22 protein-coding genes and 1 pseudogene are annotated in these 23,677 nt (G+C 61.8%); 16 read left to right on the forward strand and 7 right to left on the reverse strand.

The window, feature by feature from the left end; all coding sequences use genetic code 11:
* Positions 1 to 78: 78 nt before the first annotated feature.
* A complete protein-coding gene (locus NQ018_RS05000) occupies positions 79 to 981 on the reverse strand; it encodes a glycosyltransferase family 2 protein (RefSeq protein ID WP_257059047.1) in 903 nt (300 codons plus the stop codon).
* Positions 982 to 1,224: 243 nt separating this feature from the next.
* Here NQ018_RS05000 and NQ018_RS05005 point away from each other — a divergent pair, with 243 nt between their 5' ends.
* The 8 genes from NQ018_RS05005 to NQ018_RS05040 all read left to right on the forward strand — a co-directional run bounded on the left by NQ018_RS05005 (position 1,225) and on the right by NQ018_RS05040 (position 8,727).
* Positions 1,225 to 2,796, forward strand: a complete 1,572-nt coding sequence (locus NQ018_RS05005; protein WP_257059050.1) for an LCP family protein — start codon at positions 1,225 to 1,227, stop codon at positions 2,794 to 2,796.
* 397 nt (positions 2,797 to 3,193) lie between these two features.
* Complete coding sequence (locus NQ018_RS05010) at positions 3,194 to 3,439, forward strand: ribbon-helix-helix domain-containing protein (protein ID WP_257059052.1); 246 nt, start codon at positions 3,194 to 3,196, stop codon at positions 3,437 to 3,439.
* The gene (locus tag NQ018_RS05015) at positions 3,436 to 3,678 is read left to right on the forward strand and encodes a toxin (RefSeq protein ID WP_257059054.1); all 243 of its coding nucleotides are present in this window, start codon (positions 3,436 to 3,438) and stop codon (positions 3,676 to 3,678) included. Before NQ018_RS05010 ends, NQ018_RS05015 begins: the two co-directional genes overlap by 4 nt.
* A 371-nt stretch (positions 3,679 to 4,049) precedes the next feature.
* Positions 4,050 to 4,718 (forward strand): TIGR03089 family protein, encoded by a 669-nt coding sequence (locus tag NQ018_RS05020; RefSeq protein ID WP_257059056.1) that lies wholly within the window; start codon positions 4,050 to 4,052, stop codon positions 4,716 to 4,718.
* 293 nt (positions 4,719 to 5,011) lie between these two features.
* On the forward strand, positions 5,012 to 6,253 hold the full coding sequence (locus tag NQ018_RS05025; protein WP_257059195.1) for an ABC transporter substrate-binding protein: 1,242 nt from the start codon (positions 5,012 to 5,014) through the stop codon (positions 6,251 to 6,253).
* A 118-nt stretch (positions 6,254 to 6,371) separates the two neighbouring features.
* On the forward strand, positions 6,372 to 7,430 hold the full coding sequence (locus tag NQ018_RS05030) for a carbohydrate ABC transporter permease (protein WP_257037804.1): 1,059 nt from the start codon (positions 6,372 to 6,374) through the stop codon (positions 7,428 to 7,430).
* A gap of 5 nt (positions 7,431 to 7,435) precedes the next feature.
* Complete coding sequence (locus NQ018_RS05035; protein WP_257037805.1) at positions 7,436 to 8,272, forward strand: carbohydrate ABC transporter permease; 837 nt, start codon at positions 7,436 to 7,438, stop codon at positions 8,270 to 8,272.
* 248 nt (positions 8,273 to 8,520) lie between these two features.
* A complete protein-coding gene (locus NQ018_RS05040) occupies positions 8,521 to 8,727 on the forward strand; it encodes a hypothetical protein (protein ID WP_257059197.1) in 207 nt (68 codons plus the stop codon).
* Positions 8,728 to 8,762: 35 nt separating this feature from the next.
* Here the strand turns inward: NQ018_RS05040 and purE are convergent, their stop codons facing one another.
* The 4 genes from purE to NQ018_RS05060 are packed head-to-tail and all read right to left on the reverse strand — an operon-like array spanning position 8,763 to position 11,958.
* A complete protein-coding gene (gene purE, locus NQ018_RS05045) occupies positions 8,763 to 9,278 on the reverse strand; it encodes a 5-(carboxyamino)imidazole ribonucleotide mutase (protein WP_257059058.1) in 516 nt (171 codons plus the stop codon).
* A 41-nt stretch (positions 9,279 to 9,319) separates the two neighbouring features.
* A complete protein-coding gene (locus NQ018_RS05050; RefSeq protein WP_257059061.1) occupies positions 9,320 to 10,531 on the reverse strand; it encodes a 5-(carboxyamino)imidazole ribonucleotide synthase in 1,212 nt (403 codons plus the stop codon).
* 53 nt (positions 10,532 to 10,584) lie between these two features.
* Positions 10,585 to 11,139: a hypothetical protein gene (locus tag NQ018_RS05055; protein ID WP_257059064.1), complete on the reverse strand. Its 555-nt coding sequence runs from the start codon at positions 11,137 to 11,139 to the stop codon at positions 10,585 to 10,587.
* Positions 11,140 to 11,958 carry a biotin--[acetyl-CoA-carboxylase] ligase gene (locus tag NQ018_RS05060; RefSeq protein WP_257059200.1) on the reverse strand — a complete coding sequence of 273 codons (819 nt, stop codon included), beginning with the start codon at positions 11,956 to 11,958 and terminating at the stop codon, positions 11,140 to 11,142.
* A gap of 429 nt (positions 11,959 to 12,387) precedes the next feature.
* Between NQ018_RS05060 and NQ018_RS05065 the strand changes: the two genes are divergently transcribed.
* The 8 genes and pseudogenes from NQ018_RS05065 (at position 12,388) to NQ018_RS05095 (ending at position 19,951) form a co-directional block, all read left to right on the forward strand.
* On the forward strand, positions 12,388 to 14,019 hold the full coding sequence (locus NQ018_RS05065) for an acyl-CoA carboxylase subunit beta (RefSeq protein ID WP_257059065.1): 1,632 nt from the start codon (positions 12,388 to 12,390) through the stop codon (positions 14,017 to 14,019).
* Between the two features lie 378 nt (positions 14,020 to 14,397).
* A complete protein-coding gene (locus NQ018_RS05070) occupies positions 14,398 to 16,029 on the forward strand; it encodes an acyl-CoA carboxylase subunit beta (RefSeq protein WP_257037810.1) in 1,632 nt (543 codons plus the stop codon).
* Positions 16,030 to 16,096: 67 nt separating this feature from the next.
* A complete protein-coding gene (locus NQ018_RS05075; RefSeq protein WP_257059067.1) occupies positions 16,097 to 16,366 on the forward strand; it encodes an acyl-CoA carboxylase subunit epsilon in 270 nt (89 codons plus the stop codon).
* Between the two features lie 532 nt (positions 16,367 to 16,898).
* Positions 16,899 to 17,054 (forward strand): annotated as a pseudogene (locus tag NQ018_RS11600) (LacI family DNA-binding transcriptional regulator); the annotation flags it as partial.
* Positions 17,055 to 17,111: 57 nt separating this feature from the next.
* Positions 17,112 to 17,897 carry a substrate-binding domain-containing protein gene (locus NQ018_RS05080; protein ID WP_257059069.1) on the forward strand — a complete coding sequence of 262 codons (786 nt, stop codon included), beginning with the start codon at positions 17,112 to 17,114 and terminating at the stop codon, positions 17,895 to 17,897.
* A 55-nt stretch (positions 17,898 to 17,952) separates the two neighbouring features.
* Positions 17,953 to 18,864, forward strand: coding sequence for a ribokinase (locus NQ018_RS05085; RefSeq protein WP_257059071.1), 912 nt, complete (start codon positions 17,953 to 17,955; stop codon positions 18,862 to 18,864).
* Between the two features lie 11 nt (positions 18,865 to 18,875).
* Positions 18,876 to 19,484, forward strand: a complete 609-nt coding sequence (locus tag NQ018_RS05090) for a Maf family protein (protein WP_257059073.1) — start codon at positions 18,876 to 18,878, stop codon at positions 19,482 to 19,484.
* A 20-nt stretch (positions 19,485 to 19,504) separates the two neighbouring features.
* Complete coding sequence (locus NQ018_RS05095) at positions 19,505 to 19,951, forward strand: DUF3151 domain-containing protein (RefSeq protein ID WP_257059075.1); 447 nt, start codon at positions 19,505 to 19,507, stop codon at positions 19,949 to 19,951.
* Here the strand turns inward: NQ018_RS05095 and NQ018_RS05100 are convergent.
* On the reverse strand, positions 19,948 to 21,441 hold the full coding sequence (locus NQ018_RS05100; RefSeq protein ID WP_257059078.1) for an NAD-dependent succinate-semialdehyde dehydrogenase: 1,494 nt from the start codon (positions 21,439 to 21,441) through the stop codon (positions 19,948 to 19,950). The genes NQ018_RS05095 and NQ018_RS05100 overlap by 4 nt on opposite strands.
* A 134-nt stretch (positions 21,442 to 21,575) precedes the next feature.
* On the reverse strand, positions 21,576 to 23,669 hold the full coding sequence (locus tag NQ018_RS05105; RefSeq protein WP_257059082.1) for an acyltransferase family protein: 2,094 nt from the start codon (positions 23,667 to 23,669) through the stop codon (positions 21,576 to 21,578).
* Positions 23,670 to 23,677 lie beyond the last annotated feature (8 nt).

Raw genomic sequence — 23,677 nt, forward strand, 5'->3', positions numbered from 1 at the left:
AGATGTGCCACAAATTTGCCCAACCGCTCCGGCCTTTCTGGGGAGCAGCGGCTGATCCCCCGCCCCGCCTCCGCCCGGCTAAACCTTCTCCTGCTTCTTCCTCCGCGCCGCCGCAACGGCAACCCGAGCCCGCAAGCCAAGGCCAACTTTCAGCGCCACGCGCAGCGGCGCCTGCCACGCTGCGGGGTGACGATCCGCCAGGAATCGGTACGCGGAGGCGTGGTGCGCGGGCAGCATCCGCTCGGGCACCTTGCCGGCGGCGTGACCCACCTCATGGCTGATCACCGCCTGCGGGCAGAACAGGTTTTGCCAGTCGGCGCGGCCAAAGCGGTCCCCAAGGTCAACGTCCTCCATATACATGAAGTAGCGCTCGTCAAAGCCGCCCACCTGCTCGAATGCATCCCAGCGCACCAGCAGGCAGGAGCCGGAAAGCCAGCCCGCGGGGCGTTGCTGGATCATGTCGGCGTCATCCTTGTAGGCCTTGGTCCAGGGATTGCTTGGCCACACCTGCCCGAACAGTGCATGGCCGATGCCATTGCGCAGCGTCGGCACCGCTCGCGCCGAAGGGTATGGGCTGCCGTCTTCTTGCTCGATGTACGGACCAGCGCAAGCCGCCTGCTCGGCGTCGTTGAGTGCGGCGATGAGCGCGTCGATACTGCCCTTGCCAAACTCCACATCTGGGTTGGCAAACAGGAAGTAGTCTCCCCTGATCTCCCCCGCCTCCCGGCGCGCCTGAAGGTGGCGCACGGCGCGGTTGATCGCGGTGCCGTAGCCCACGTTTCCGCCTGTTGGGAAGAATTCCACATGTTCGTGATCTTTGGCGGCTTGCTCGGGTACGCCGTCGGTTGAGCCGTTGTCCGCAAGGATGACCACGGTGCCAGCGCTGGTTGCGGTACGCAGGCTGGAAAGGAACGTGTCCAGGTGCTCACCTGGGGAATAGGTCACGGTAATCACGGCAAGTGGCTTGTTCACGTTCGCCATGTTACGGCCACCCTGGGGCTTTCTTGCCCACGCCACGCGCTGGAAGCGCCGCCCCTGCCCCGAGCCATGGCACGAAGCATTCGTACAAACCACTGCGCCCTACCTCTGCAGTACGCATGCAACGCAGATTCTTGGTGCATACTGAAGGGAGACTTTTTCAAGGCGGAGCGCTATTTTTAAGTGCAGCGATTCGCATTTCCACACTGTGGTTCATTTTTGCCAAGCAAGGATTCCCCAACGAGCATGACTGATCGGTACCGACGCACGCGTGATATTCAAGCACCCCCAAAACTCGGGCCACAGACTACCCAAATGGGGCACAAAGGCGTGAAGGCTACGGTGGCCTTGCTTTCCGCTGCCTGCCTGACCGTGTCCGCCTTGGGGTACTACACGGTGGGTCAGCTCGGGAACACCGTGGCCTCCGCGGGCAACCTGGCGCTCGGCGGGGATCAAGGGATGAAGCAGCCTGCCGACGGCGCCGTGGACATCCTGCTCGTGGGCTCGGACTCGCGTGCCGACGCGCACGGCAACCCACTTTCCCAAGAAGAGCTGGCGATGCTCAACGCAGGCGACGAGGAAAATGACAACACAGACACACTCATGGTGATCCGCGTGCCAAACGACGGCTCCTCTGCCACCGCCATTTCCATTCCGCGCGATACCTATATTCATGACGCCGAATACGGCAACATGAAGATCAACGGCGTATTCAAGGCCCACAAAGACGCGGAAACCTTGGCACTCACTGAACAGGGCGTGACGGATCAAACCACACTGGAATTGCGTGCCCGAGAGGCTGGCCGCCAGGCACTCATTGAACAGATTTCTACCCTGTCCGGCATCACCGTGGACCACTACGCCGAGGTTGGTCTGCTGGGGTTTGTGCTCCTCACCGATGCTGTGGGTGGCGTTGAGGTGTGTTTGAACGAGGCAACCCAGGACGAGTTCTCGGGCGCGGACTTTGCCGCCGGTGTGCAGACCCTCAACGGCTCCCAGGCGCTGAGTTTTGTGCGCCAGCGCCACGGCCTGCCCCGCGGCGACCTGGACCGCATTGTGCGCCAGCAGGCGTACATGGCGTCCCTGGTGAACTCCGTGCTCTCTTCCGGCACCCTGACGAACCCCTCCAAACTCAATGAGATGGGCCAGGCGGTGGAACGTTCAGTGATCATCGACGAAGGCTGGGACATCATGGCCTTTGCCACCCAATTGCAAAACTTGGCCGGTGGCAACGTCACCTTCAACACCATCCCCGTAACCTCCATCGACGGTGTGGGCGACTACGGCGAATCCGTGGTGACCATCAACCAAAATGAGGTGCACACCTTCTTTGAGCAACTTCTTGGCACGGGGACGGGGGATGCGCCTGAGACTTCCACACAGGCACCGCAGTTCGCGAGCGACGTCACCGTGCTCAACGCTTCCGGCATTGACGGCCTGGCCTCCGCTGTTGCCGCCGCCTTGAGCCAAAACGGCGAGAACATCATTGAGGTGGGCAACGCCAACAACGGCTCCTACATCTCCTCCCAAGTTGTGGCCGCTAACGCCAACAGCGAGGAAGCCCGCCGGATCGCAGAGTTCCTGGGCCTGCCAGTGGTGGAGAACAGCTCCCTGGACGAGCGCACCATCATGGTGATCACCGCCGCCGACTACGCCGGCCCCACCGAATATGGGGTGGAGCCCATCATTAACGGCCAAAGCGCAACTGATACCGCGAGCACCGAGGAGACCATCGGCCAGCCGGGTGCCGACGCGGGCGAGGCGATCGTGTCCCCCGAGATCAATGCCGGCGGCACGGGTCCACGCTGCGTGAACTAGCCTCCTGACTCCTGGCCCGTCATAGCCCAAACGGCACTCACCCATTCACCCGGATAAGCTCACCTTCGGGCGAGCGGCCGACCTTCAAACGCAATTCCGGCACACCGCCGCCAACACTGACTCAACCACGGGGCCAGTCCCGCTGGAAAAGTAACTCCTTCCGCAAGGATGAATGCGGCCCCGATTTCCCGTTGCTCGCCCCAAGTTGAATCCAAGTTGAATCAGCCCCAGAAATTGTGGAAGCTAGGGCATTCTCTCTGAAATGCCCCCTGGGCAGTGTGATGTTATTTTTTCTTGGACAAGAGAGCAATGGTTTACACGTGTGTTATCGGGAGCTTCATTTAAGAGATTGGGTGGGGGGCTCGACATGCCCCCAATTCCGTAATACGATAATTGCATGCCTGTTAATATCACCGAGAAGCAGTTAAACGCCTGGGTTGCCGAGGCGGAGGATGGCTATGACGTCGATGCGCTGAAGAAGCGCGGGCGGGGGCGTCCGGGGCGTGGCGCCGAAGCTTCCCAGGTGGTTACGGTTCGTCTCACCCCGGAGGAGCTGGAGTTGCTTGACAGGATCGCCGCTGAAAAGCATCTGTCGCGTTCGGAGCTTATGCGCCAGGCGATCACCGCTCTCACCGCGGCATGAGGGTGGCGGCCTCCGCCATCAAGCACGGCATCAGTGAGGAAGCCAGCATCCATGCCGCTTCATTTCCGACATGGGTCGCACCCCTTGATGATGATCCCGCGCAATGGCGTGAGCTGCGCCTCGGATTCGACACCCACGCCCGTCTTTTGGAAACTGTCGTGGTTGTCGCCTCCGACGGAGACGAATTACTGATTCACGCAATGAAGGCGCGGTCGAAATACGTCGATCTCCTTAGGTAACCGCTCGGTGAGTCGACGGTTACCTAAGGGTGTTCTCCTAGCTGATGGTTATGCAAAGGAGTTGTTAGAGGGATGCGGGGAGTAGCGCTAGAGGTTCAAGGTACTTCCCGCGCCATTGGAAGAGAGGCGGTCGCGTTAACGGCGGAAGGATGTTGATGAGGGGGTGCCCATTTTGTCGCGAGTCCCACCCCAGACCTGGTTCGCTGCGGCGCTCGGTGACCGGTAAACTATTTCGCCCTGGAAATAGTAACAATAGCCTCTCGCTCCCTCCCGCCACAGGCCCCGCTCGTGTGAGCATGTGGGACCTTGGGCTCGTCGGCAATGCTGAGCCTTCCGGCGCAAAGGAATGAGCGCGCCTACAATGGGCGGGCATGGAACTCCTCGCTGAACTTTTGGCACAGGACCCCGCCGCCCCGCGCTTGAGCACTTATAACGAGCGCACCGGAGCCAGGCTCGATTTTTCCGCAACGACCCTGGACAACTGGGCCGCCAAGGTGGCGAACATGTTCCGCGACGAGTTGGACCTCGACCCCGGGGACACCGTGGTACTGGACCTCCCCTCCACCTGGCAGGCCGTGGCAATTGTGCTCGGGGCGCTGGCTGCTGGGGTGAATGTGAAAAGCCCCGGTGAGCTTGAAGATCCTTCGGGTGTTGCGGTGTGGTTTGTTGCACCAGAACATGAGCAGATCCATGAGGAAAGTGACGTCGTGGTGGTAAGCGAGGATCCCTTCGGACGTGGGGTGACGGAGACCGGCGGGCAACTCCCCGATGGCTTCATTGATTTTGGGCCCACCGTGCGAATGTTTGGGGACCAATTCTTTGAGCCCACCCCTCACCTGCGCGAGCTCGTGCCAGCATCTGCCTGGGGGCCCGCACCAAGGGTGCTTTCCACGGGATGGAACAGTATTGAGGAGCTGTTTGCCCAAGTTCTGAGCCCAATCGCGGCGGGTGGCTCGGCCGTGGTGGTGTCCGGCTTGGTGAGCGCGCAGCGGCTGGCACACATTGGGGAATCGGAAAAAGTCACCCACACCGCTTCTTAAGCGCCCCCATTTGTGGGTAACTCAAGTCACAAGGGCTACCCGATTGCGTTTTAGGTCACTAGGTTTAGGTGCACACTGCGCGGTAGATACTGCAGATACTGCACCGTGCACGTCCCAAAACTGTGCACGTCCCAGAAGCGCATGCGCGCAGCACGGCGCACAGCTTTGTGCGCCCACCTTTGGTCCCCTAGAGAAAGGCCCACGTCCAGATGCGTACCCGCCCGCTTTTCTTCAGCAACTCAACTGCATCTTCATCACACGTTTTCAGTGTGAAGAAGATTGCGGCCTCTTTGATGATTGGCGCGCTCGCGCTCGCCGGTTGTTCCAGCGATAGCTCCTCCCAGAGTGGGGGCAGCGCGGATGCCAGCCAGGCTAGCGAAGGCGCCTCGGACCGCGGCCCAATCACCTTTGCTATGGGCAAGAATGATACGGACAAGCTAATTCCCGTGATTGAGCGCTGGAATGAGGAGCACCCAGATGAGCAGGTGACTCTCCACGAGCTCGCCGGCGAGGCCGATGACCAGCGCGAAACACTGGTGCAGTCCCTGCAAGCAGGAAACGCAGACTATGACGTGATGGCCCTGGACGTGGTTTGGACCGCCGACTTTGCCGCCAACCAGTGGCTTGCTCCACTCACCGGTGACCTTGCCGTGGACACCTCTCAGCTGCTGCAGCCCACCGTGGATTCCGCCACCTACAACGGCACCCTCTACGCGCTGCCGCAAAACACCAACGGTCAGTTGCTCTTCCGCAACACCGCCATCATCCCGGAGGCACCTGCGGACTGGAATGCCCTGGTGGCAAGCTGTGACGCCGCAGAAGCAGCCAACGTGGACTGCCTCACCCTGCAGCTGAAGCAGTACGAGGGCCTCACCGTGAACACCGCTGGCTTCATTGAGGGCTTCGGCGGTCACATCCTCGATGACTCCGGCACGCCTGCCGTGGACTCCGCTGAGGCGAAGGCCGGCCTGCAGGCCCTGGTGGATGCGTACTCCGACGGCACCATCTCTGCATCCTCCACCTCAGCAACTGAGGAGGAAACCAACCTTGCCTTCGTGGGTGGCGAGACCGCATACGCCATCAACTGGCCGTACATGTTTACCAACGCCGGCGAGGATTCTTCCGCGGTGAAGGACAACTTTGAGGTCACACCACTGGTTGGTCAAAACGGTGTGGGCGTTTCCACCCTGGGTGGCTACAACAACGGCATCAACATCAACTCCCCCTACAAGGCCACGGCACGTGACTTCATTGAGTTCATCGTGAACGAGGAGAACCAGACCTGGTTCGCGGACAACTCTTTCCCGCCAGTGCTCGCCTCCATCTACGATGACGAAACCCTGGTAGAGAAGTACCCTTACCTGCCTGCGCTGAAGACCTCCCTGGAGAACGCGGTACCTCGCCCAGTGAGCCCCTTCTACCCTGCAATTTCCAAGGCTGTGCAGGATAACGCCTACGCTGCGATCAACGGCACCAAGTCTGTAGACGACGCCACCGCAGACATGAAGGCAGCCATCCAAAACGCCGCAGGATAGGCCCAACGCTTGGGAACACTGCAGTAGGAAGCAGCAGGAATCCGTACCGACGTCGCCACGCCCCACACTTGCTGGGGCGTTGCGGCTGTTCGGTGGGCACAACACGTAAGGAATCAAGATGGCGCACTCAGCCGAACAACTCGCCGCACAATCGGCCAGGAAGTCCGCCGTACACGCTCGGCGAAAGCAGGCTCGCAACGCCGCCCTGCTCATCACCCCAGCGCTTGCGGTGCTGGCAGTGGTCATTGGCTACCCGATTGTGCGCGCCATCTACCTCTCCTTCAAAGCAAACAAGGGCCTAGACCCCACCACGGGCATGTTCACCGAGGGCGGGTTCGCCGGTTTGCAGCACTACCTGTACTGGCTTACCCAACGGTGTATGACGCCATCGGGTACCGTCGGCACCTGCCCTCCGGGCGTGCTGTCCACCGACTTCTGGCCGGCGATGGGCAACACCGTGTTCTTCACTGTGGTCACCGTGAGCCTGGAGATTGTGCTGGGTATGGCGATGGCGCTGGTGATGAACCGTGAGTTCCGCGGCCGCGCCCTGCTGCGCGCCTCCGTGCTGATCCCTTGGGCGATCCCCACCGCGGTGACGGCAAAGCTCTGGCAATTCATCTTTGCTGACCGCGGAATCATCAACTCCCTGCTGGGTGAGCCGATCCGCTGGACCACCGACCCCTGGGCGGCGCGCTTCGCCGTGGTGATTGCCGACGTCTGGAAGACCACCCCATTCATGGCGCTACTCATCCTGGCTGGCCTGCAAATGATCCCCAAGGATGTGTACGAGGCCGCCCGCGTGGACGGTGCCTCCACCCTGCAGCAGTTCCGCCTCATCACAATGCCGCTGGTCAAGCCCGCGTTGATGGTGGCGATCCTGTTCCGCACCCTAGACGCCCTGCGCATGTATGACCTCCCGGTCATCATGATTTCCTCCTCCTCCAACTCCCCCACGGCCACCATTTCCCAGCTCGTGGTGGAGGACATGCGCCAAAACAACTTCAACTCCGCCTCGGCTTTGTCCACCCTGATCTTCCTACTGATCTTCGCCGTGGCCTTTATCATGATCCGATTCCTGGGCGCTGATGTCTCAGGCTCGCGGCAGCGCCGTGAGGAAAAGAAGGCGTGGCGACGTCGGCAGCGTTCCTCCCTTCCGCAAGCAGAAGGGGCACGGTGACGGCGATGAGCTCGAAACTGCGCAGCAGTATTGCAAACTACCTCGGCGTGGTGCTGATCATGGTGTGGGGCCTTGCCCCGTTCTATTGGATGGTGATCACCGCGCTACGGGACAAGGCCTACACGTTTGACACCACGCTGTGGCCCACCCATGTAACCCTGGAGAACTTCCGTGACGCGATGGCCACGGATAAGGGAAACAACTTCCTGCAGGCCATCGCGAATTCGCTGATCATTGGCCTTGCCACCACCACTATTGCGGTGCTGGTTGGTGTGTTCACCGCGTACGCGCTGGCGCGGATGGAGTTCCGCGGCAAGGGTTTTGTTACCGGCATCATCCTGGCAGCCTCCATGTTCCCAGGAATTGCGCTGGTGACGCCGCTGTTCCAGCTGTTCGGTGACCTCGGGTGGATTGGCACCTACCGTGCGCTGATCATCCCGAACATTTCCTTTGCGCTGCCGCTGACCATTTACACCTTGGTGTCCTTCTTCCGGCAACTGCCTTGGGAGCTTGAGGAGGCAGCCCGCGTGGACGGCGCCACCAGGGGCCAGGCGTTCCGTCTGGTGCTGCTGCCACTTGCCGCGCCGGCGCTGTTTACCACCGCGATTCTGGCGTTCATCGCTACCTGGAACGAGTTCATGCTGGCCCGGCAGCTTTCCACAACCGCCACCGAGCCGGTCACGGTTGCAATTGCCCGCTTCAGTGGCCCGAGTTCCTTTGAATACCCCTACGCAGCCACGATGGCGGCGGGCGCATTGGTGACAATCCCCCTCATCATCATGGTCCTCATCTTCCAGCGGCGCATCGTCTCTGGCCTGACCGCGGGCGGCGTGAAGTCCTAGCCCGCATGGCTGCGCGCCGCGGGGAGTGAGCGCTGCTGTGAGCGCTGGGAGTGAGCGCTGCCGTGAGCACGGGGCGGGCTCAGAGGAGTTTCGGCGGTTTCGGGCTTTGATTACGGGCTTTGATTACGATGGTGCCCATGAGTGCCATGGACCCCGCCGAACACCATCCTGACCCAAACCCAACACCTAAACCAGCACCGGCACCCTCGGGGCCTACACCCTCGGGGCCTCAGCAGCAGCGTGAGTCCCTGGTGAAAGACGCCATCTTAGGGTTCGTAGCGTTTTTCGCGTTTATGTCCGTGGTTCAGGCAACCATGAATCTGTTGCAGCCTGAGCCCGCCCTGTGGCCCGCGCTCCTCGCGCTGGTGTTGGTGATCGCAACGGTGGCGCTGTGGCGGGCGTGGAAAAGCCCCAATACCGGTTCCGATACCGGTAGCGGGGAGTTGAACCGCTAGCTTTTCACCCTGTGACCCGTGGGCAGCGTTGCCTGCTACTCCCCCAGCAGTTTGTTGCGAAGGGCCTCGTCTTTGGCCTCTACTTCCTTGCGCATCGTTTCTTGGTAGTCCACCATCTTTTGCACCAGGGTGGCATCACCAGCGGAAAGAATTCGCACGGCGAGCAGGCCGGCATTCTTGGCACCACCGATGGACACGGTTGCAACGGGAACGCCACCTGGCATTTGCACGATGGAGAGCAGAGAGTCCATGCCGTCGAGCTCTTTCAGAGCACGCGGTACACCGATCACGGGAAGTGGGGTTGCCGCAGCCACCATGCCGGGAAGGTGAGCGGCACCGCCGGCGCAAGCAATGATCGCCTTGAGGCCGCGGGTGTGCGCACTTTGTGCGTAGGAGAGCATCTTTTCCGGCGTGCGGTGTGCGGAAACCACGCCCACCTCAAAGGGGATGCCGAACTCCGCCAGGACTTCTGCCGCGGGTTCCACGGTGGGCCAATCGGAGTCCGAACCCATGATGAGGCCAACCAAGGGGCCGTTGTTTGCTGCGTTCATCGCTTCCTTCCAGAAACTAACTGATGGATGGTGTGGTAGTCCTAGTCCTGCCACTTGGCGTGCACCAGGAAGTGCGCGGCGTCGCGGGCTTCGGCACGCACAGTGTCTGCGTCTTGGCCAACCATGTTGACATGCCCGATCTTGCGCCCTGCGCGGTGGGTTTTGCCGTAGAGGTGAATCTTGGCGTTGGGGTACTTTTCCCACACTTTTTGCATGCGTTGCGGCATCGGCATGTCTGGGTCCTCAGGCGCACCAAGCACGTTGGCCATCACGGTGACTGGAGCGAGCATCTCCGTGGAGCCGAGGGGCCAGTCCAGCACCGCGCGGAGGTGCTGCTCAAACTGGCTGGTCACACAGCCGTCCTGGGTCCAGTGCCCGGTGTTGTGCGGGCGCATGGCAAGCTCGTTCACCCAAATCTCGGGCTGCCCGTGCTCGCCTTCAGTTTCAAACAGTTCCACTGCAAGCGCGCCAGTGACGCCAAGTTCGGTGGCAATACGCTGGGCCAGGTCCCGAGCCTCAAGCATGAGTGCCTCCGGGAGGTTGGGGGCGGGCGCCACCGCCTCGGTGCAGATCCCGCCGGTTTGCACCGACTCCACCACCGGCCACGCCACGGTCTGCCCACTCGGGGTGCGCGCGACCATCGCGGAGAGTTCTCGCACCAAACGGACCTTCCGCTCCGCCATCAACGGCACACCGCGGCCTAGCAGCTCGGTAACTTTTTCCACGAGCTCGGCTTCGCTTTCCGGGAACCATACGCCGTTGCCGTCGTAGCCGCCACGGCGAGCCTTCAAGCACACTGCCCCGTCCGTGAGCGCAAAGAACTGGCGCGCATCCTCCACAGAATCAATGGCGGCGAAGGTGGGAACCGGCGCACCGAGTGCCGCCAAACGCTCACGCATCACCAACTTGTCCTGCGCGTTCACCAGCGCGGCCGGCTGCGGCTGCACGTTGATCCCCTGGGCGATCAGCACCTCGAGGTGTTCGTTTGGCACATGCTCGTGATCAAAGGTGAACGCGCTGGCCCCCTGGGCTGCGCGCTGGAGATCTTCAAGGTTGGTGTAGTCCCCGTACAGCACGTCGGAGGTCACCTGCGCCGCAGATGCATCGGGCGCGCCCGCGAGCAGGCGGACCGAGAGCCCAAGCTCGATGGCTTCGGTGTGCATCATGCGGGCCAATTGCCCATCGCCAATCACGGCAACAATTGGCATGCCCTGCGCGTGGGAAGGATGAGGAGAGGAAGTCTGTTCAGCCACGTTCCCACTATACGTTGCGCTTCCCCTCACTCACACACCGCGTGCCGACGCAGCTAGCCGCCCATCCCAGCAGGTCCCAGCGCGGCAGCACTGTGGGACTGGGCGTAGCTGTGTGACTGGGCGTAGCGCTGCGCCGCCAATTCGGCAAAGGCGCGCTCCCGAGCTCCACTGAGCACCGCCTGAACCCGTTTTGCTTTGGGCACATTAGGAATGAGGTAGGGGCGATCCCATCCCACCAGCACCAGGTGAAGGGTGTTCCGGTGACGCCCAACTTCAAGGATTTGTTCAAGCGGGATATCCTCTTTCCTTCCCCTGATACCCCGGCCGCGCAGGCTCAGCCGCTGGTCTGTGACCTTGATGCGGCGTCGTCTTGAGCTCAGCACTGGCAGCAGGAAACGCAGTACCACGAGTGCCACCCAGATCCACACCACCGCATTTCGCAGCGTGGGAGTTGCGGCAAGAAACGCCGGCGCTGTTCCCGAATCCAGATAGCCGATGAAAGCCCAGGCCAACCCCGTATATACCACCAGCTCGGCAACCTCCTGGAGGTGGCTGCCCAGCGGGGTGCTTACGTCCACCAACAGGCGTTCTTTGCGTTGCTGTGCCATCTACTGCAACCTCAGGTGCACTACATCGCCTACCGCCAGGGCGTGTTCCTCGCCTTGGGAGTCGCGGACATGGAGCAGGCCGTCGTCACTGACGGTGAGCACGCGGCCGAGCAACTCCTCATCACCGGGGAGGATGACTCGCACGTCTTTCCCAATGGAAGTGCAGACGGCGCGGTAGTCATCCATCAGATTGGGATCATTCGCCTCCCACTGCGTCATGCGCTTGTGGAGCGCCAGCAAGACCCGGACCGCAAGCTCGTTGCGTTCATACGGGATTCCCTCCAGTTCCAGGCTGGTGGCGTGGGCCACGGGAAGTTCCGCCACCGTCATTGAGGTGTTGAGCCCCAGGCCGATCACCACTGCAGGGTTTTCCCCAAGGTCCACCGCCTCCGCAAGGATTCCGCAAAGTTTGCGCCCTCCGGCAAGCAGATCATTGGGCCACTTCAACCCCACTTCCGCGGCGTGAGTGTCCTTGCCGCCGATTACCGTTGCCCCAGGAAGTGGGCCTTGGCGCAGGGCGTCCACCAGGGCAAGGCCAGTGGCCAGTGCCATCGTGCCAATGCGTTCCAGGGCTGAATGCGGTGGGCGGATCAAAAAGGACAAGGTGAGCTGGGAACCGGCAGGTGCGCCAAACTTTCGCCCCATGCGCCCGCGGCCGGTCTCCTGGTGCTCGGTGAGCATTACCGTCCAGGCAGCAGCTCCTTTGTGCGCAGCGGCTACCAGGTCTGTATTGGTGGAACCCGTGGAAAGAGAATGCTCAAGGGCGCTGTAGGGGCCGTTTTCTACAAGCTGTTCCCGCAGGTAGTTCGCGTTCAGCAGGTTGCGGGAATCCTTTGTTGGGGGGCTCGAGTATTCATCGCGCGGCGCAACTGGCCACTCCGGGTAGGCGTTCGTGGCGCGCCCCTGCCCCTGTCCCGGCCCCTGTCCCGGCCTCTGCCCCTTCCCCGACTCCTGCTGCGGTCGGGCTGTGCGATCGTCTGGATGTGTACTCACGGTGCCAATGATAGCTAGCTCCCCAGACACGCCCCATCCGCCCTGGGAACGCTTCGGCCTTGGGGGCGTCGGAAAGCCCGCCCAAGCCCTCTCTTTGACACCTCAAATCGTGAAGTCCTGTGAGTTAGCACACGTTCAGCAAAAATCTTTTCCCCGCAGAAACCATTTTGACCTGCAGCTTTGCAGCAGACCTAGGCGCGACACGCCGAAGCCCCTATAGCTTTCATGGGCAAACCTTGTTTAGAATCCCCAAACATGACCATTTCCTCATCTTTTGTTGACGCGGCTGCCCTGAAGAACGTGAACACCACGGCGGGCAAGATCGCTGACCTCAAGGCGCGGCGCCAGGAAGCCGCCGCACCGATGGGTGAGAAAGCATTTGACCGCGTTCACAACGCCGGTCGCCTCACCGCGCGCGAGCGCCTGGACTACCTCCTGGACGAAGGCTCTTTCATTGAGACCGACCAGCTCGCACGCCACCGCACCACCGCATTTGGGATGGAACACAAGCGCCCAGTGACCGACGGTGTAGTCACCGGCTGGGGCACCATCGACGGCCGCGAGGTCTGCATCTTCTCCCAGGACGGCACCGTGTTCGGCGGCGCGCTGGGCGAGGTGTACGGCGAAAAGATGTGCAAGATCATGGAACTCGCCGTCACCACCGGCCGCCCCCTGATCGGCCTGTACGAGGGCGCCGGCGCCCGCATCCAAGACGGTGCGGTGTCCCTGGACCTCATCGCGCGGACCTTCTATCACAACATCAACGCCTCCGGGGTGGTGCCGCAGATCTCCGTCATCATGGGCGCCTGCGCCGGTGGCAACGCTTACTCCCCCGCCCTCACCGACTTCGTGGTGATGGTGGATGAGACCTCCAAGATGTTCGTCACCGGCCCAGAAGTGATCAAGACCGTCACCGGCGAGGTCATTTCCCAAGAGGAGCTGGGCGGCGCCTCCGTACACATGTCTACCTCCGGCAACAGCCATTACACCGCGTCCAGCGATGAAGATGCCCTGGACTTTGTCCATGACCTGGTGGGTTTCCTGCCGTCGAACAATCGCAGCATGGCACCTCGGGAGCCCTATGAGCGTGAGGAGGGTTCCATTGACACCAACCTCACCCCGGACGATCTCAAGCTGGACCACATCATCCCGGACTCCCCCTCCACCCCGTATGACGTGCGTGAAGTGATTGAGTCCCTCACCGATGATGGCGAGTACCTGGAGATCCAGGCCGACCGTGCGGAGAACGTGGTGATCGCCTTCGGCCGCATCGAGGGCGAATCCGTGGGGTTCGTGGCGAACCAGCCAACCCAGCTCGCCGGCTGCTTGGACATCAACGCGTCTGAAAAGGCCGCCCGCTTCATCCGCACCTGCGATGCCTTCAACATCCCCATCGTGATGCTCGTGGACGTCCCCGGCTTCCTCCCCGGCGCAGGTCAGGAGCACGAGGGCATCCTGCGCCGCGGCGCCAAGCTCCTCTACGCGTACGGCGAGGCAACGGTCCCCAAGATCACCGTCACCATGCGCAAGGCTTACGGCGGCGCGTACTGCGTGATGGGCTCCAAGGGCCTGGGCGCCGACCTCAACCTGGCATGGCCCACCGCTCAGATCGCGGTGATGGGCGCTGCTGGTGCCGTCGGATTCCTGCACCGCAAGGAGCTGCTGGAGGCAGCCGATCGCGGCGAGGACATCGTGGAGCTCGCCAAGGTCTTTGAGGCTGAGTACGAGGACCACATGCTCAACCCTTACCTCGCCGCGGAGCGTGGCCTCATCGACGCCGTCATCCTCCCCTCCGAGACCCGCGGCCAGCTCGCGCGCAACCTGCGCCTCTACCGCGACAAGAATGTAGCCCGTCCCGCACGCAAGCACGGCAACATTCCGCTGTAAGAGCTCATCCTGAGCTTTCCGACGCCGCCCGCGCCACACCCATCACCGTGGGGAGCGCGGGCTCGCGCGTTTCTTCCATATATTCCGTATATATAGGTGCGCTTTGGGGTCTTGCAAAGGGTGGCTTTTGCAAAGCTTGCCACCTGGGGCGCGGGAGGCTCTGGCTAGGCCCGAATTGAAGGGAAAACTCCCACCGTTTCACCCCCAAGCGCACCCCCACATACTGCGCCGAATGTGCCTGCTCACCGGCTGCAAGCTGTACTTTTCCGCTGGGGCTGCGCCCATTCGCCCCCGAAAGGTGGAGAAGTAGCTCCCAATCCAAAAGTTTCTTGGATAACCGTTCACAAAAACTTTCTTCACCGCATAAACTATGGAGTCATGACTGCCGCAACGATGAATGAAACCGGAGCACAGGCTCCTGATCTCACCACTACCGCTGGAAAGCTTGCCGATCTTCGCGCCCGCCTCGCTGAGACCCAGGCCCCAATGGGCCAGGCAGCCGTGGAGCGCACCCATGAGGCAGGGAAGAAGACCGCCCGCGAGCGCATCGAGTACCTGCTCGATGACGGCTCCTTTGTTGAGGTGGACGCCCTCGCGCGTCACCGCTCCAAGAACTTCGGCCTGGACGCCAAGCGCCCAGTGACCGATGGTGTGGTCACCGGTTTCGGCACCATCGAAGGCCGCAAGGTCTGCGTGTTCTCCCAGGACGGCGCGGTCTTCGGTGGCGCGTTGGGCGAAGTTTACGGTGAAAAGATCGTCAAGATCATGGACCTGGCCATCAAGACCGGCGTTCCACTGATCGGCATCAATGAGGGCGCCGGCGCCCGCATCCAAGAGGGCGTGGTCTCCCTTGGCTTGTACTCCAAGATCTTCTACCGCAACACCCTTGCTTCCGGCGTGATCCCACAGATCTCCCTGATCATGGGCGCGTGTGCAGGCGGCCACGTGTACTCCCCTGCGCTGACGGACTTCATCATCATGGTGGACAAGACCTCCAAGATGTTCATCACCGGCCCAGACGTGATCAAGACCGTGACCGGCGAGGAAGTGACTCAGGAAGAGCTGGGTGGTGCACACACCCACATGGCTACCTCCGGCACCTCCCACTACACCGCTGCTGACGACGCCGACGCACTTGACTGGGTGCGTGACCTGGTTGGCTTCCTGCCTTCCAACAACCGCGCCGAGGCACCGCGTGAGGCAGCCGACATCATGGTGGGTTCCATCAAGGAGAACATTAACGACTCCGACCTGGAGCTGGACACCCTGATCCCAGATTCTCCGAACCAGCCTTACGACATGAAGGACGTCATCACCCGCGTTGTGGACGACGGCGACTTCTTCGAGATCCAAGAGGGCTACGCCGGCAACATCATCATCGGCTTCGGCCGCGTTGAGGGCCGTTCTGTGGGTATCGTGGCAAACCAGCCAACCGAGTTCGCTGGCTGCTTGGACATCAAAGCATCCGAGAAGGCAGCTCGCTTTGTGCGTACCTGTGACGCCTTCAACATCCCAATCATCGAGTTCGTGGACGTTCCAGGCTTCCTGCCAGGTACTTCCGAGGAGTACAACGGCATCATCCGCCGCGGCGCGAAGCTCCTCTACGCTTACTCTGAGGCAACCGTTGGCAAGATTACTGTGATCACCCGCAAGTCCTACGGCGGTGCGTACTGCGTGATGGGCTCCAAGGACATGGGCGCGGACCTGGTGTTCGCATGGCCCACCGCACAGATTGCCGTGATGGGCGCTTCCGGCGCCGTTGGCTTCATCTACCGCAAGGAACTCAAGGCAGCAGCCGCTGAGGGCAAGGACGTTGTGGCAGTGGCCAAGGAATACGAGAAGGAATACGAGGAGACCCTGGTGAACCCATACATGGCTGCAGAGCGCGGCTACGTAGACGCCGTTATTCCTCCATCCGAGACCCGTGGCCAGATCATCGAAGGCCTGCGCCTCCTCGACCGCAAGGTGGTTAACGTTCCTGCGAAGAAGCACGGCAACATTCCACTGTAAACTGCAGATTTGCAGATTCAAGCAGCAGGTTCACGTACAAGCCCGAATACACCCTTAAAGGAACACCATGTCTGATACCGCATCTGAAAAGCCACAGGATGCCCAGCAAGATGGCGCCGCTGAGGCCGCAAAGAAGCCTTTCTTGACTGTGGTGAAGGGCAACCCCGACCCAACCCAGGTTGCAACCCTCACCGCACTGTTTGCCACCATGGCAAACAACGCGGCGCAGGCGCAGGAACCCGAGCGTGAGCGCAACCTCTGGGGCAGCGTGGAGGAGCGCCTCCAGCGCCCCACCACCTACAACCCTGCTGCATTTCGGAACATGAGCCTCTACTAGAGAGCGCCACAAGCCCACCCACAAACCCCTTCCAGCCAGTTCAAACATCAAGGCGGGGAGGGGTTTACTTGTGCGTGTTGCGGTCTCCAGCAGCGTCCGGCCCTAGTTACCCCACCGTTGGTGATCTTGCAAACAATTTCATTCCCAGAAATTTTGCTTCCCACCCAGGCCCCAATGAGAGGCTGTGCAGCCCAAAAACCACTCTTACGGCGCACTTTTCCCAAAACTGGAACCGGACACCCGAAAATCCAAAATTATGGCAAACAGCAGCGGCACTTGTGAGAGAGAAAAACAGTGATCTCAAGTGGTTTATACTTATCCGAGTGGTTGGAGCGGCGCGCTCAGGCTGGGGCGGGTGAGCCTGCACCGGCCGTGAAGCGCTGCGATTCTGCAGGATCGCTTCGGCATCGCAGAGGCAGCCCCTCAACAAGATGCACCTCAATTGGCGGTTTCCCTCACCCCGTGTACGCACCGTGCACACATCTCTTAGCGCCAATTGATGTGCCATAGCCTCTAGTGGAATGGAATCTTTATGGCAGAGTCTCGGCCGCGGAAACGCGGCACGCTGAAGGATATTGCTGAAAAAACAGGTCTCTCTGTCAGTACGGTCTCCCGCGCGCTATCCGAAAATCCGGTGATCCCCGAGCGCACGCGGGAAGTAGTCCGCCAGGCGGCAAGAGAACTGGATTATCGGCCTAACGCGTTGGCAAAAGCTTTGCGCACACAGCGTTCAAACATTATTGGCGTGCTGGTTCCAGATATCCGCAACCCCTTCTTTGCAAACTTGGCCGCGGGCATCCAACGCGCAGCCCATGAAAAGGGTTACTTCATCCTGTTGAACCATCTTGGGGATGATGAGTCCCAGCTCGCCGCGAGCATCGAAATGCTCTCCTCCCAGCAGGTAGACGGCCTCATCGTGGTCCCGTACGCCCAAAGCAACCAAGCGTTGAGCAGCATCATTGAGGCAGGCGTGCCGGTAATCACCGTGGACCGGGAAACCGAGTTCGCGGTCCCCACAGTCACCGCTGACCCCCTCCCCGGCATCCGCGAGGCGCTCACTCACCTTGCAGGGCTGCCACATGCACGCGTCGGCTTTGTCTCCGGCCCTGAATCAGCTTCCACTGCTCGCGCACGCCTGCGCGCCGTGGAGCAAGTTGCCCTGGAGTTGGGCATTGAGGTGTTGGTGGAGTGCGGCAACTACCGGGTAGATGAAGGCGAAAAGGCCGCCACTGCCCTGCTCTCCCAGGGGGTGAATGCTGTGCTGACCTCTGACTTAATGTCCACCATTGGCACCTCGGAGGCGCTCAACAAGGCGGAAGGCCGCCTGGGCAAGGACTTTGCTCTGGTGGGCTTCGACGAAATCTCCTTCTTCCATCTCTTTGACCCCCCAATCGCGGTGGTGGATCAACATGTAGAGTGCATAGCCAGCGAAGCATTTGAGCAGCTCTACGCGCTCATCGAACACAAGCCCGCCCGCAATGTGGTGCTTCCCACCAGCTTTATCAACAGGGCATCGGCAAACCTGTCCTAGGCCCTCAGTAGACTGGTTAGGAAACACGTCTAATCGGCCTGGGAAAGGAACCTCCATGGGATACATTGCAACCGTTGGCTCCATCAATGCTGATCTCCGCGTCACAGTGCAGCGCCACCCGCAACCCGGCGAGACCCTCCTCGGCTCAGGCGGCGAGGTTGGCCCTGGCGGCAAAGGGGCAAACCAGGCGGTAGCTGCGGCGCTGCAGGGAGCACAGGTGCGGTTTGTGGGGGCAATTGGCAGCGATGCCAACGCCGCCACGGCGATCGGCACCATGCGCGCGGCGGGGGTGGGTTTGGAGGACGTCCACACGCTGTCCGGCCCAACGGGCCTAGCCATCATTTCCGTATCCGAGGACGCAGAAAACTCAATCATCGTGGTGCCCGGTGCGAACGCGGCGGTGGATGCGGAGTTTGTGGCCCAGGCGAAAGACACCATCGCTGGCGCAGACATCCTACTTCTCCAAGGGGAAATCCCGGCCTCGGGTATTGAAAAGGCCGTGGAATTGAGCACTGGACGAGTGGTCATCAATTTGGCACCCGTGGTGGAGGTGAACCGCGAAGTGCTGCTCAAGGCTGATCCGCTTATGGTCAATGAGCATGAGGCTCAGTTGGTCCTGGATCAGCTCGGCTCCCCCTACCAGCCAACAACAACCCCACAAGCCCCAGATGAGTTGGCACAGGCACTGCTGGATCAGGGTTTCGCCTCCGTGGTGATCACCCTGGGTTCCAAGGGCGCGTTGTTGGCTACTGCCGAAGCCATGGAACACATCGCCCCGCTTGACGTGCAGCCCGTGGACACCACCGGCGCAGGGGATGCCTTTGCCGGCGGTTTCGTGGCCAAGCTGCTCCAGGGCGCCTCCCTGAAGGAGGCTGCGGAGTTTGCCAACAGGGTGGGTGCGTATGCCGTGCAGGGCGTGGGTGCTCAAGATTCCTACCCAACGCAAGACGCCGAGCTGCCCAGCTAGAATTGGGCCCTATGCGCGTCGTTCTTGCTTCAGCCTCCGCTTCCCGGCAATCAATCCTGCGTTCGGCGGGGGTGGAGCCGGTGGTGCATCCCGCGGACGTCGATGAGGAGGCCATTGCCGCGCGCTTGCAGGGTGCCGCGCCGGAGGACATTGTGGCGGCCCTGGCCGAGGCCAAGGCCCAAGCGGTGGCGGCGCACTATCCGGATGACGTGGTGATCGGCGGGGATTCCATGCTGCTCTTAGACGGTGAGCTGCAGGGCAAGCCCCACACCGTGGACAAAGCCATCGAGCGCTGGCACGCGCAGCGAGGCAAGGAGGCAGTGCTGCTCACGGGGCATTGCATCGTCACTCCGCGCGGCAGGCACAGCGAGACCTCGCAAACCACCGTCTTTTTTGCGGAGGCTACCGACGCCGACGTCGCGGCCTATGCCCGCACCGGAGAGCCGCTGCCATGTGCAGGCGCGTTCACCCTAGAGGCTATTGGGGGCTGGTTCATTGACCGCATCGAGGGGGATCCCTCCAGCGTGATCGGCCTTTCACTGCCGGTGGTGCGCCGCGCGCTGTACGCCTTGGGCTACCAAGTCCACGAGTTGTGGGAGGCCCCTGCCGCCTGGGATTGATGGATGGCATGATGGTGGGCATGAACCAAGCACACAGCAACCCAAAGACCGTCAATGACATGCTCGCTCCCCCACCAGTACACCTGCCGGAGGACTACAGCGGCAAGGTAACGGTGGCCACTGTCCTCGAAGCCCCGGCGAGCCCATATGCCTGGGCGACCCTCGCCTTGGAGCGCATCGCTGCCGCCGCAGCAATTGAAGGTGCGGAAGGAGCAGAAGCGAAGGCCGTTGCGTATGCCTTTGCGCGCACGGCCTACCACCGCAGCTTGGACCGCCTCCGGGCCAACGGCTGGAAGGGATTTGGCCCTGTTCCGGCAAGCCACGAGCCAAATCGCGGGGTGCTCATGGCAATCGCCGCTCTGGCGAAGGCCTCGGCATTGATTGGCGACGAAGCCGAATACGATCGCTGCCGCCAGATGCTCTCTGACGCCGACCCCACGGCCGTGGCAGAGTTACTGGACAACTAACGGCGTTGGCTGTACGGGTCGCGCAGGCCGAGGTATTGCACGCTGGTGTACTCGTTGATTCCTTCGGCTGAGCCTTCGCGGCCCAAACCGGATTGCTTCACGCCACCAAAAGGTGCCGCCGCATTGGAGATCACGCCAGCATTAAAGCCCATCATGCCGAACTCCAGGCCATCTGCCATGCGCCACAGGCGGTCTATATTTTCCGTGAACACGTAGGAGGCCAGGCCGTATTCGGTGGTGTTTGCAAGGCGCAGCACCTCCTCCTCGCTGCGGTAGGTGAGCACCGGGGCGATCGGGCCAAAGATCTCCTCCTGGAATACCCGCATTTGCGGGGTCACGCCGGTGAGCACCGTTGGGGCAAAGAAGTAGCCTTTGCCCTCAATGCGCGCACCACCTGTGGCAACGTGGGCGCCTTTTCGCGTGGCATCGCGCACAAACTCTTCCATCTTCTCCACCGCCGCGGGCTCAATGAGCGGCCCCATGCGCACCCCCTCGTCCAGGCCATTGCCCACGGTGAAGGCAGCAATTTCCGCCACAAACTTCTCGGTGAACTCCTGGGCCACCTCCTCATGAACAAAAATCCTGTTTGCCGAGGTACAGGCCTGCCCGCCGTTGCGCATCTTCGCCGCCACGGCACCAGCTACGGCTTCCTCAATGTTGGCGTCCTCACACACGATGAGCGGGGCGTTGCCTCCGAGCTCCATGGAGGTGCGCAGGATATTCTGAGCAGCCGATTCCAGCAGCACTCTGCCCACTGCCGTTGAGCCGGTGAAAGACATTTTGCGTAGGCGCGAATCCGCCATAATCGGCTCCGAGATCGCGGAGGCAGACTTCCCCGACACCACATTGAGCACACCCGCCGGCAGCCCGGCTTCAAGCATAATCTTGGCAAAATACTGCGTGGTCAACGGGGTGAGTTTGGCGGGCTTGACCACCATCGTGCAGCCCGCCGCAAGCGCCGGAGCAATCTTCCTGGTGGCCATGGAAAGTGGGAAGTTCCAGGGAGTGATCAGCAGGCAGGGCCCCACCGGCTTGTAGCGAGTAATCATGCGCAGCGTGCCCTCAGGAGTGCTGCTCACCCGCCCGTAGTGCCGCACTGTTTCCTCACTAAACCAGCGCAGATACTCCGCCCCGTAGGTCACCTCAGCATCGCTTTCCGCCAGTGGTTTGCCCATCTCAAGGGTCATCAGGGTGGCAAATTCATCGCGGTGCTCCACGATCGCCTCGAAGCCCGCGCGCAGGATTTCCGCGCGCTCACGCGGTGCGGTGCGTGCCCACTCATCCTGTACGTCCGCGGCGGCGCTTAAGGCGCGTAGGGCGTCGTCGGCGTCGGCAGAGGCCAAGGTTGCCAGCACTTCCTCAGTGGCTGGGTTGAGCACCTCAAAGGTGTCTCCGGAGGCCGATTCCACCCACTCTCCCCCGATGAGTAGGCCGGTTGGAACCTTGCCAAGCAAGGCCTTGATATCTGGTGCGCCCTGTGGTGCATTCATTTCTGCGGGTCTCCTTTCGCACGCAGCTCAGCCAGGGAGCCCAAAAAGTACAGTCCGGTTCCCATGATCGAGCTCGGGTGCTGTCTTACCGATGCAGCCCAGCATAGGCCCGCCCCCGCACACGCGTGGGTCGGTTACACCCCCACCAGCCCTGCTGCGCGGAACACCGGCTCCATTTCCGCCCACAGCAGCGGCATGGTGGAGCGGGCGTAGTCGTCGGAGATGTGGTTGCCGTCGCGGTAGACGTAAATGTTGCCGATCACCGCGGGACAGTCGGAGCCTGGACAAAACCATGCGGAGGTATCCACGGACCTCATGGTCTCGCTGTTCAGTAGCGCGGCGGCGGGGTCCACGGCACTGTAGACCTCCGCGCGGGGTTGGCCGCAAGCCACCGGATCACCAGTTTCTTCAGCGCAAATGCTCACCAGCTTTCCGGCGCCGCCTTCCTCAATGAACCAGGGATTGTCCCGTAGGCCCACAAAGGCGATGCCCTGCTCCTCTAGGAAGTTCCACAAGGTGCGGTAGCTGAGCGGCACCTCGTCTTGGAAGCGCAGGCGTTCCGGAAGAGGGCGAGTGGAGTTGCTGATCACCAAGTCCGGCTTGTCTTGCGCTACGCGCTCAAGCACCAATTCGTTAAAAGTGGTGCAGTCTTCCGTGAACACGCCGTCCAATTCCTCCGCGTAGGCGGGGCAACCTTGACGCACCAGGGGGATCACCTTGAACGCGTGCTCTTTGCCCAGCCCATCAAGCGCGGCCATCCACTGCTCCGCGTGCGAACCACCCAGCACATACACGGTGAACTCCGCGTTCGGGTCACCGTAGGTGCAGTGCTCCACCGGGAAATCATCAATGGCGATCCGTGTTGGCGGGTCCCCCACTTCAGCCATGCAGCCGTCACTCCACGCCGGCGAGAGGCTGGACACCAGCAAGTACGGGTCCGGTTCCGCGGGCACGTTGGGCACCCGTGCACCCGCCGTGGCCATCGCCCCTGGGTACACGCGTGGGTCCAGGCGAATGTTGGCAAACTGCTCAGCCTCCGCCTGCCAGGCCGCAGGCACCCACAGAACCGACGCCGCCAGCGCCGCCACAAGCACGCCGCTCGCCGCGCGCAGCTTCCCAAGTCCGGTGCGTACCGACGCAGCCGCCGCCGCAACGCGCTGCTCGCCCCGCTGCGGGCGTGGGGCATGCTGGCGCAGGGGTTGCTCGATGATCGTGTGGCTTAGCCAGGCCAGCGCCACGGAGGCTGCCACCACCAACAGGCCCGTAGTCACCGTGGGCTCTGGCTGCCCGAGCACCACGAGGGTGATGATCAGCAGCGGCCAGTGCCACAGGTACAACGGGTAGGCGATGTTGCCCAGCCAACGCATGGGTTTGGAACCCAGCCAGCCCATGCCGGCGCCGCCGCCCAGGATCATCAACGCCGCCCCACCCAGCGGGTACAGCGCGGCGGGGCCGGGGAACTGCTGGGCACCATCGAATAGGAAACCGGTGCTGAGCACCATGCCAAGCCCCACATATCCAGCGGCCACGCGCACGGGGGCTGGAGTGCGCGCGGTGGTTGCGTACACTGCGAGGGCGCCACCCAAGGTGAGTTCCCACAACCTGGACCAGGTTGAATAGTAGTTGAGGTCCTGCGCCACACCCTGCAGGTAGGCGGCATAGCCAAAGGAGATGGCGGTAGCGATGAGCAGCGGGATACCGGCCAGGTGCTTGATCGTCTGCACGGTGTGCCCACGCGTGCGCAAACGCCGCACCAGCAGCGTGATGAGCGCGGCAAACACAATGGCCATTGCGTAGAACTGCCCCTGCACGGACATGGACCACAAGTGCTGCAGTGGGCTCACGGAATCCGCCGCAGCACCGTAGGCTTGGCCATCTGCAGCGAGTTGCCAGTTTTGGTAGTACAGCAAGCTGGCCACCAATTGCGGCCCCAAGTTGTTCACCTTTAATTGCGGAGCAAATTGGTCCACCGCCACCGCGGTGCATACCAGCACCAGCACCAGGGCCGGCACGAGCCTTCGGATGGTCCGCCACAGCGGCCACAGCACGTTTGCGCTGGCCTGGGGTTTGGCGGCGTAGCGCAATTGGGAGCCAAGGAAGAAGTAGCCGGAAAGCAGCAGGAATACGTCTACACCGCCGGACACCTTGCCCACGAAGACGTGAAAGATCACCACAAAGGCGATGGCAATACCCCGAAGTCCGTCAAGGTCGTACCGGTACTTGTTCACAATCTTCG

The organism is Corynebacterium kozikiae, from assembly GCF_024580965.1.
Lineage (GTDB): Bacteria > Actinomycetota > Actinomycetes > Mycobacteriales > Mycobacteriaceae > Corynebacterium > Corynebacterium kozikiae.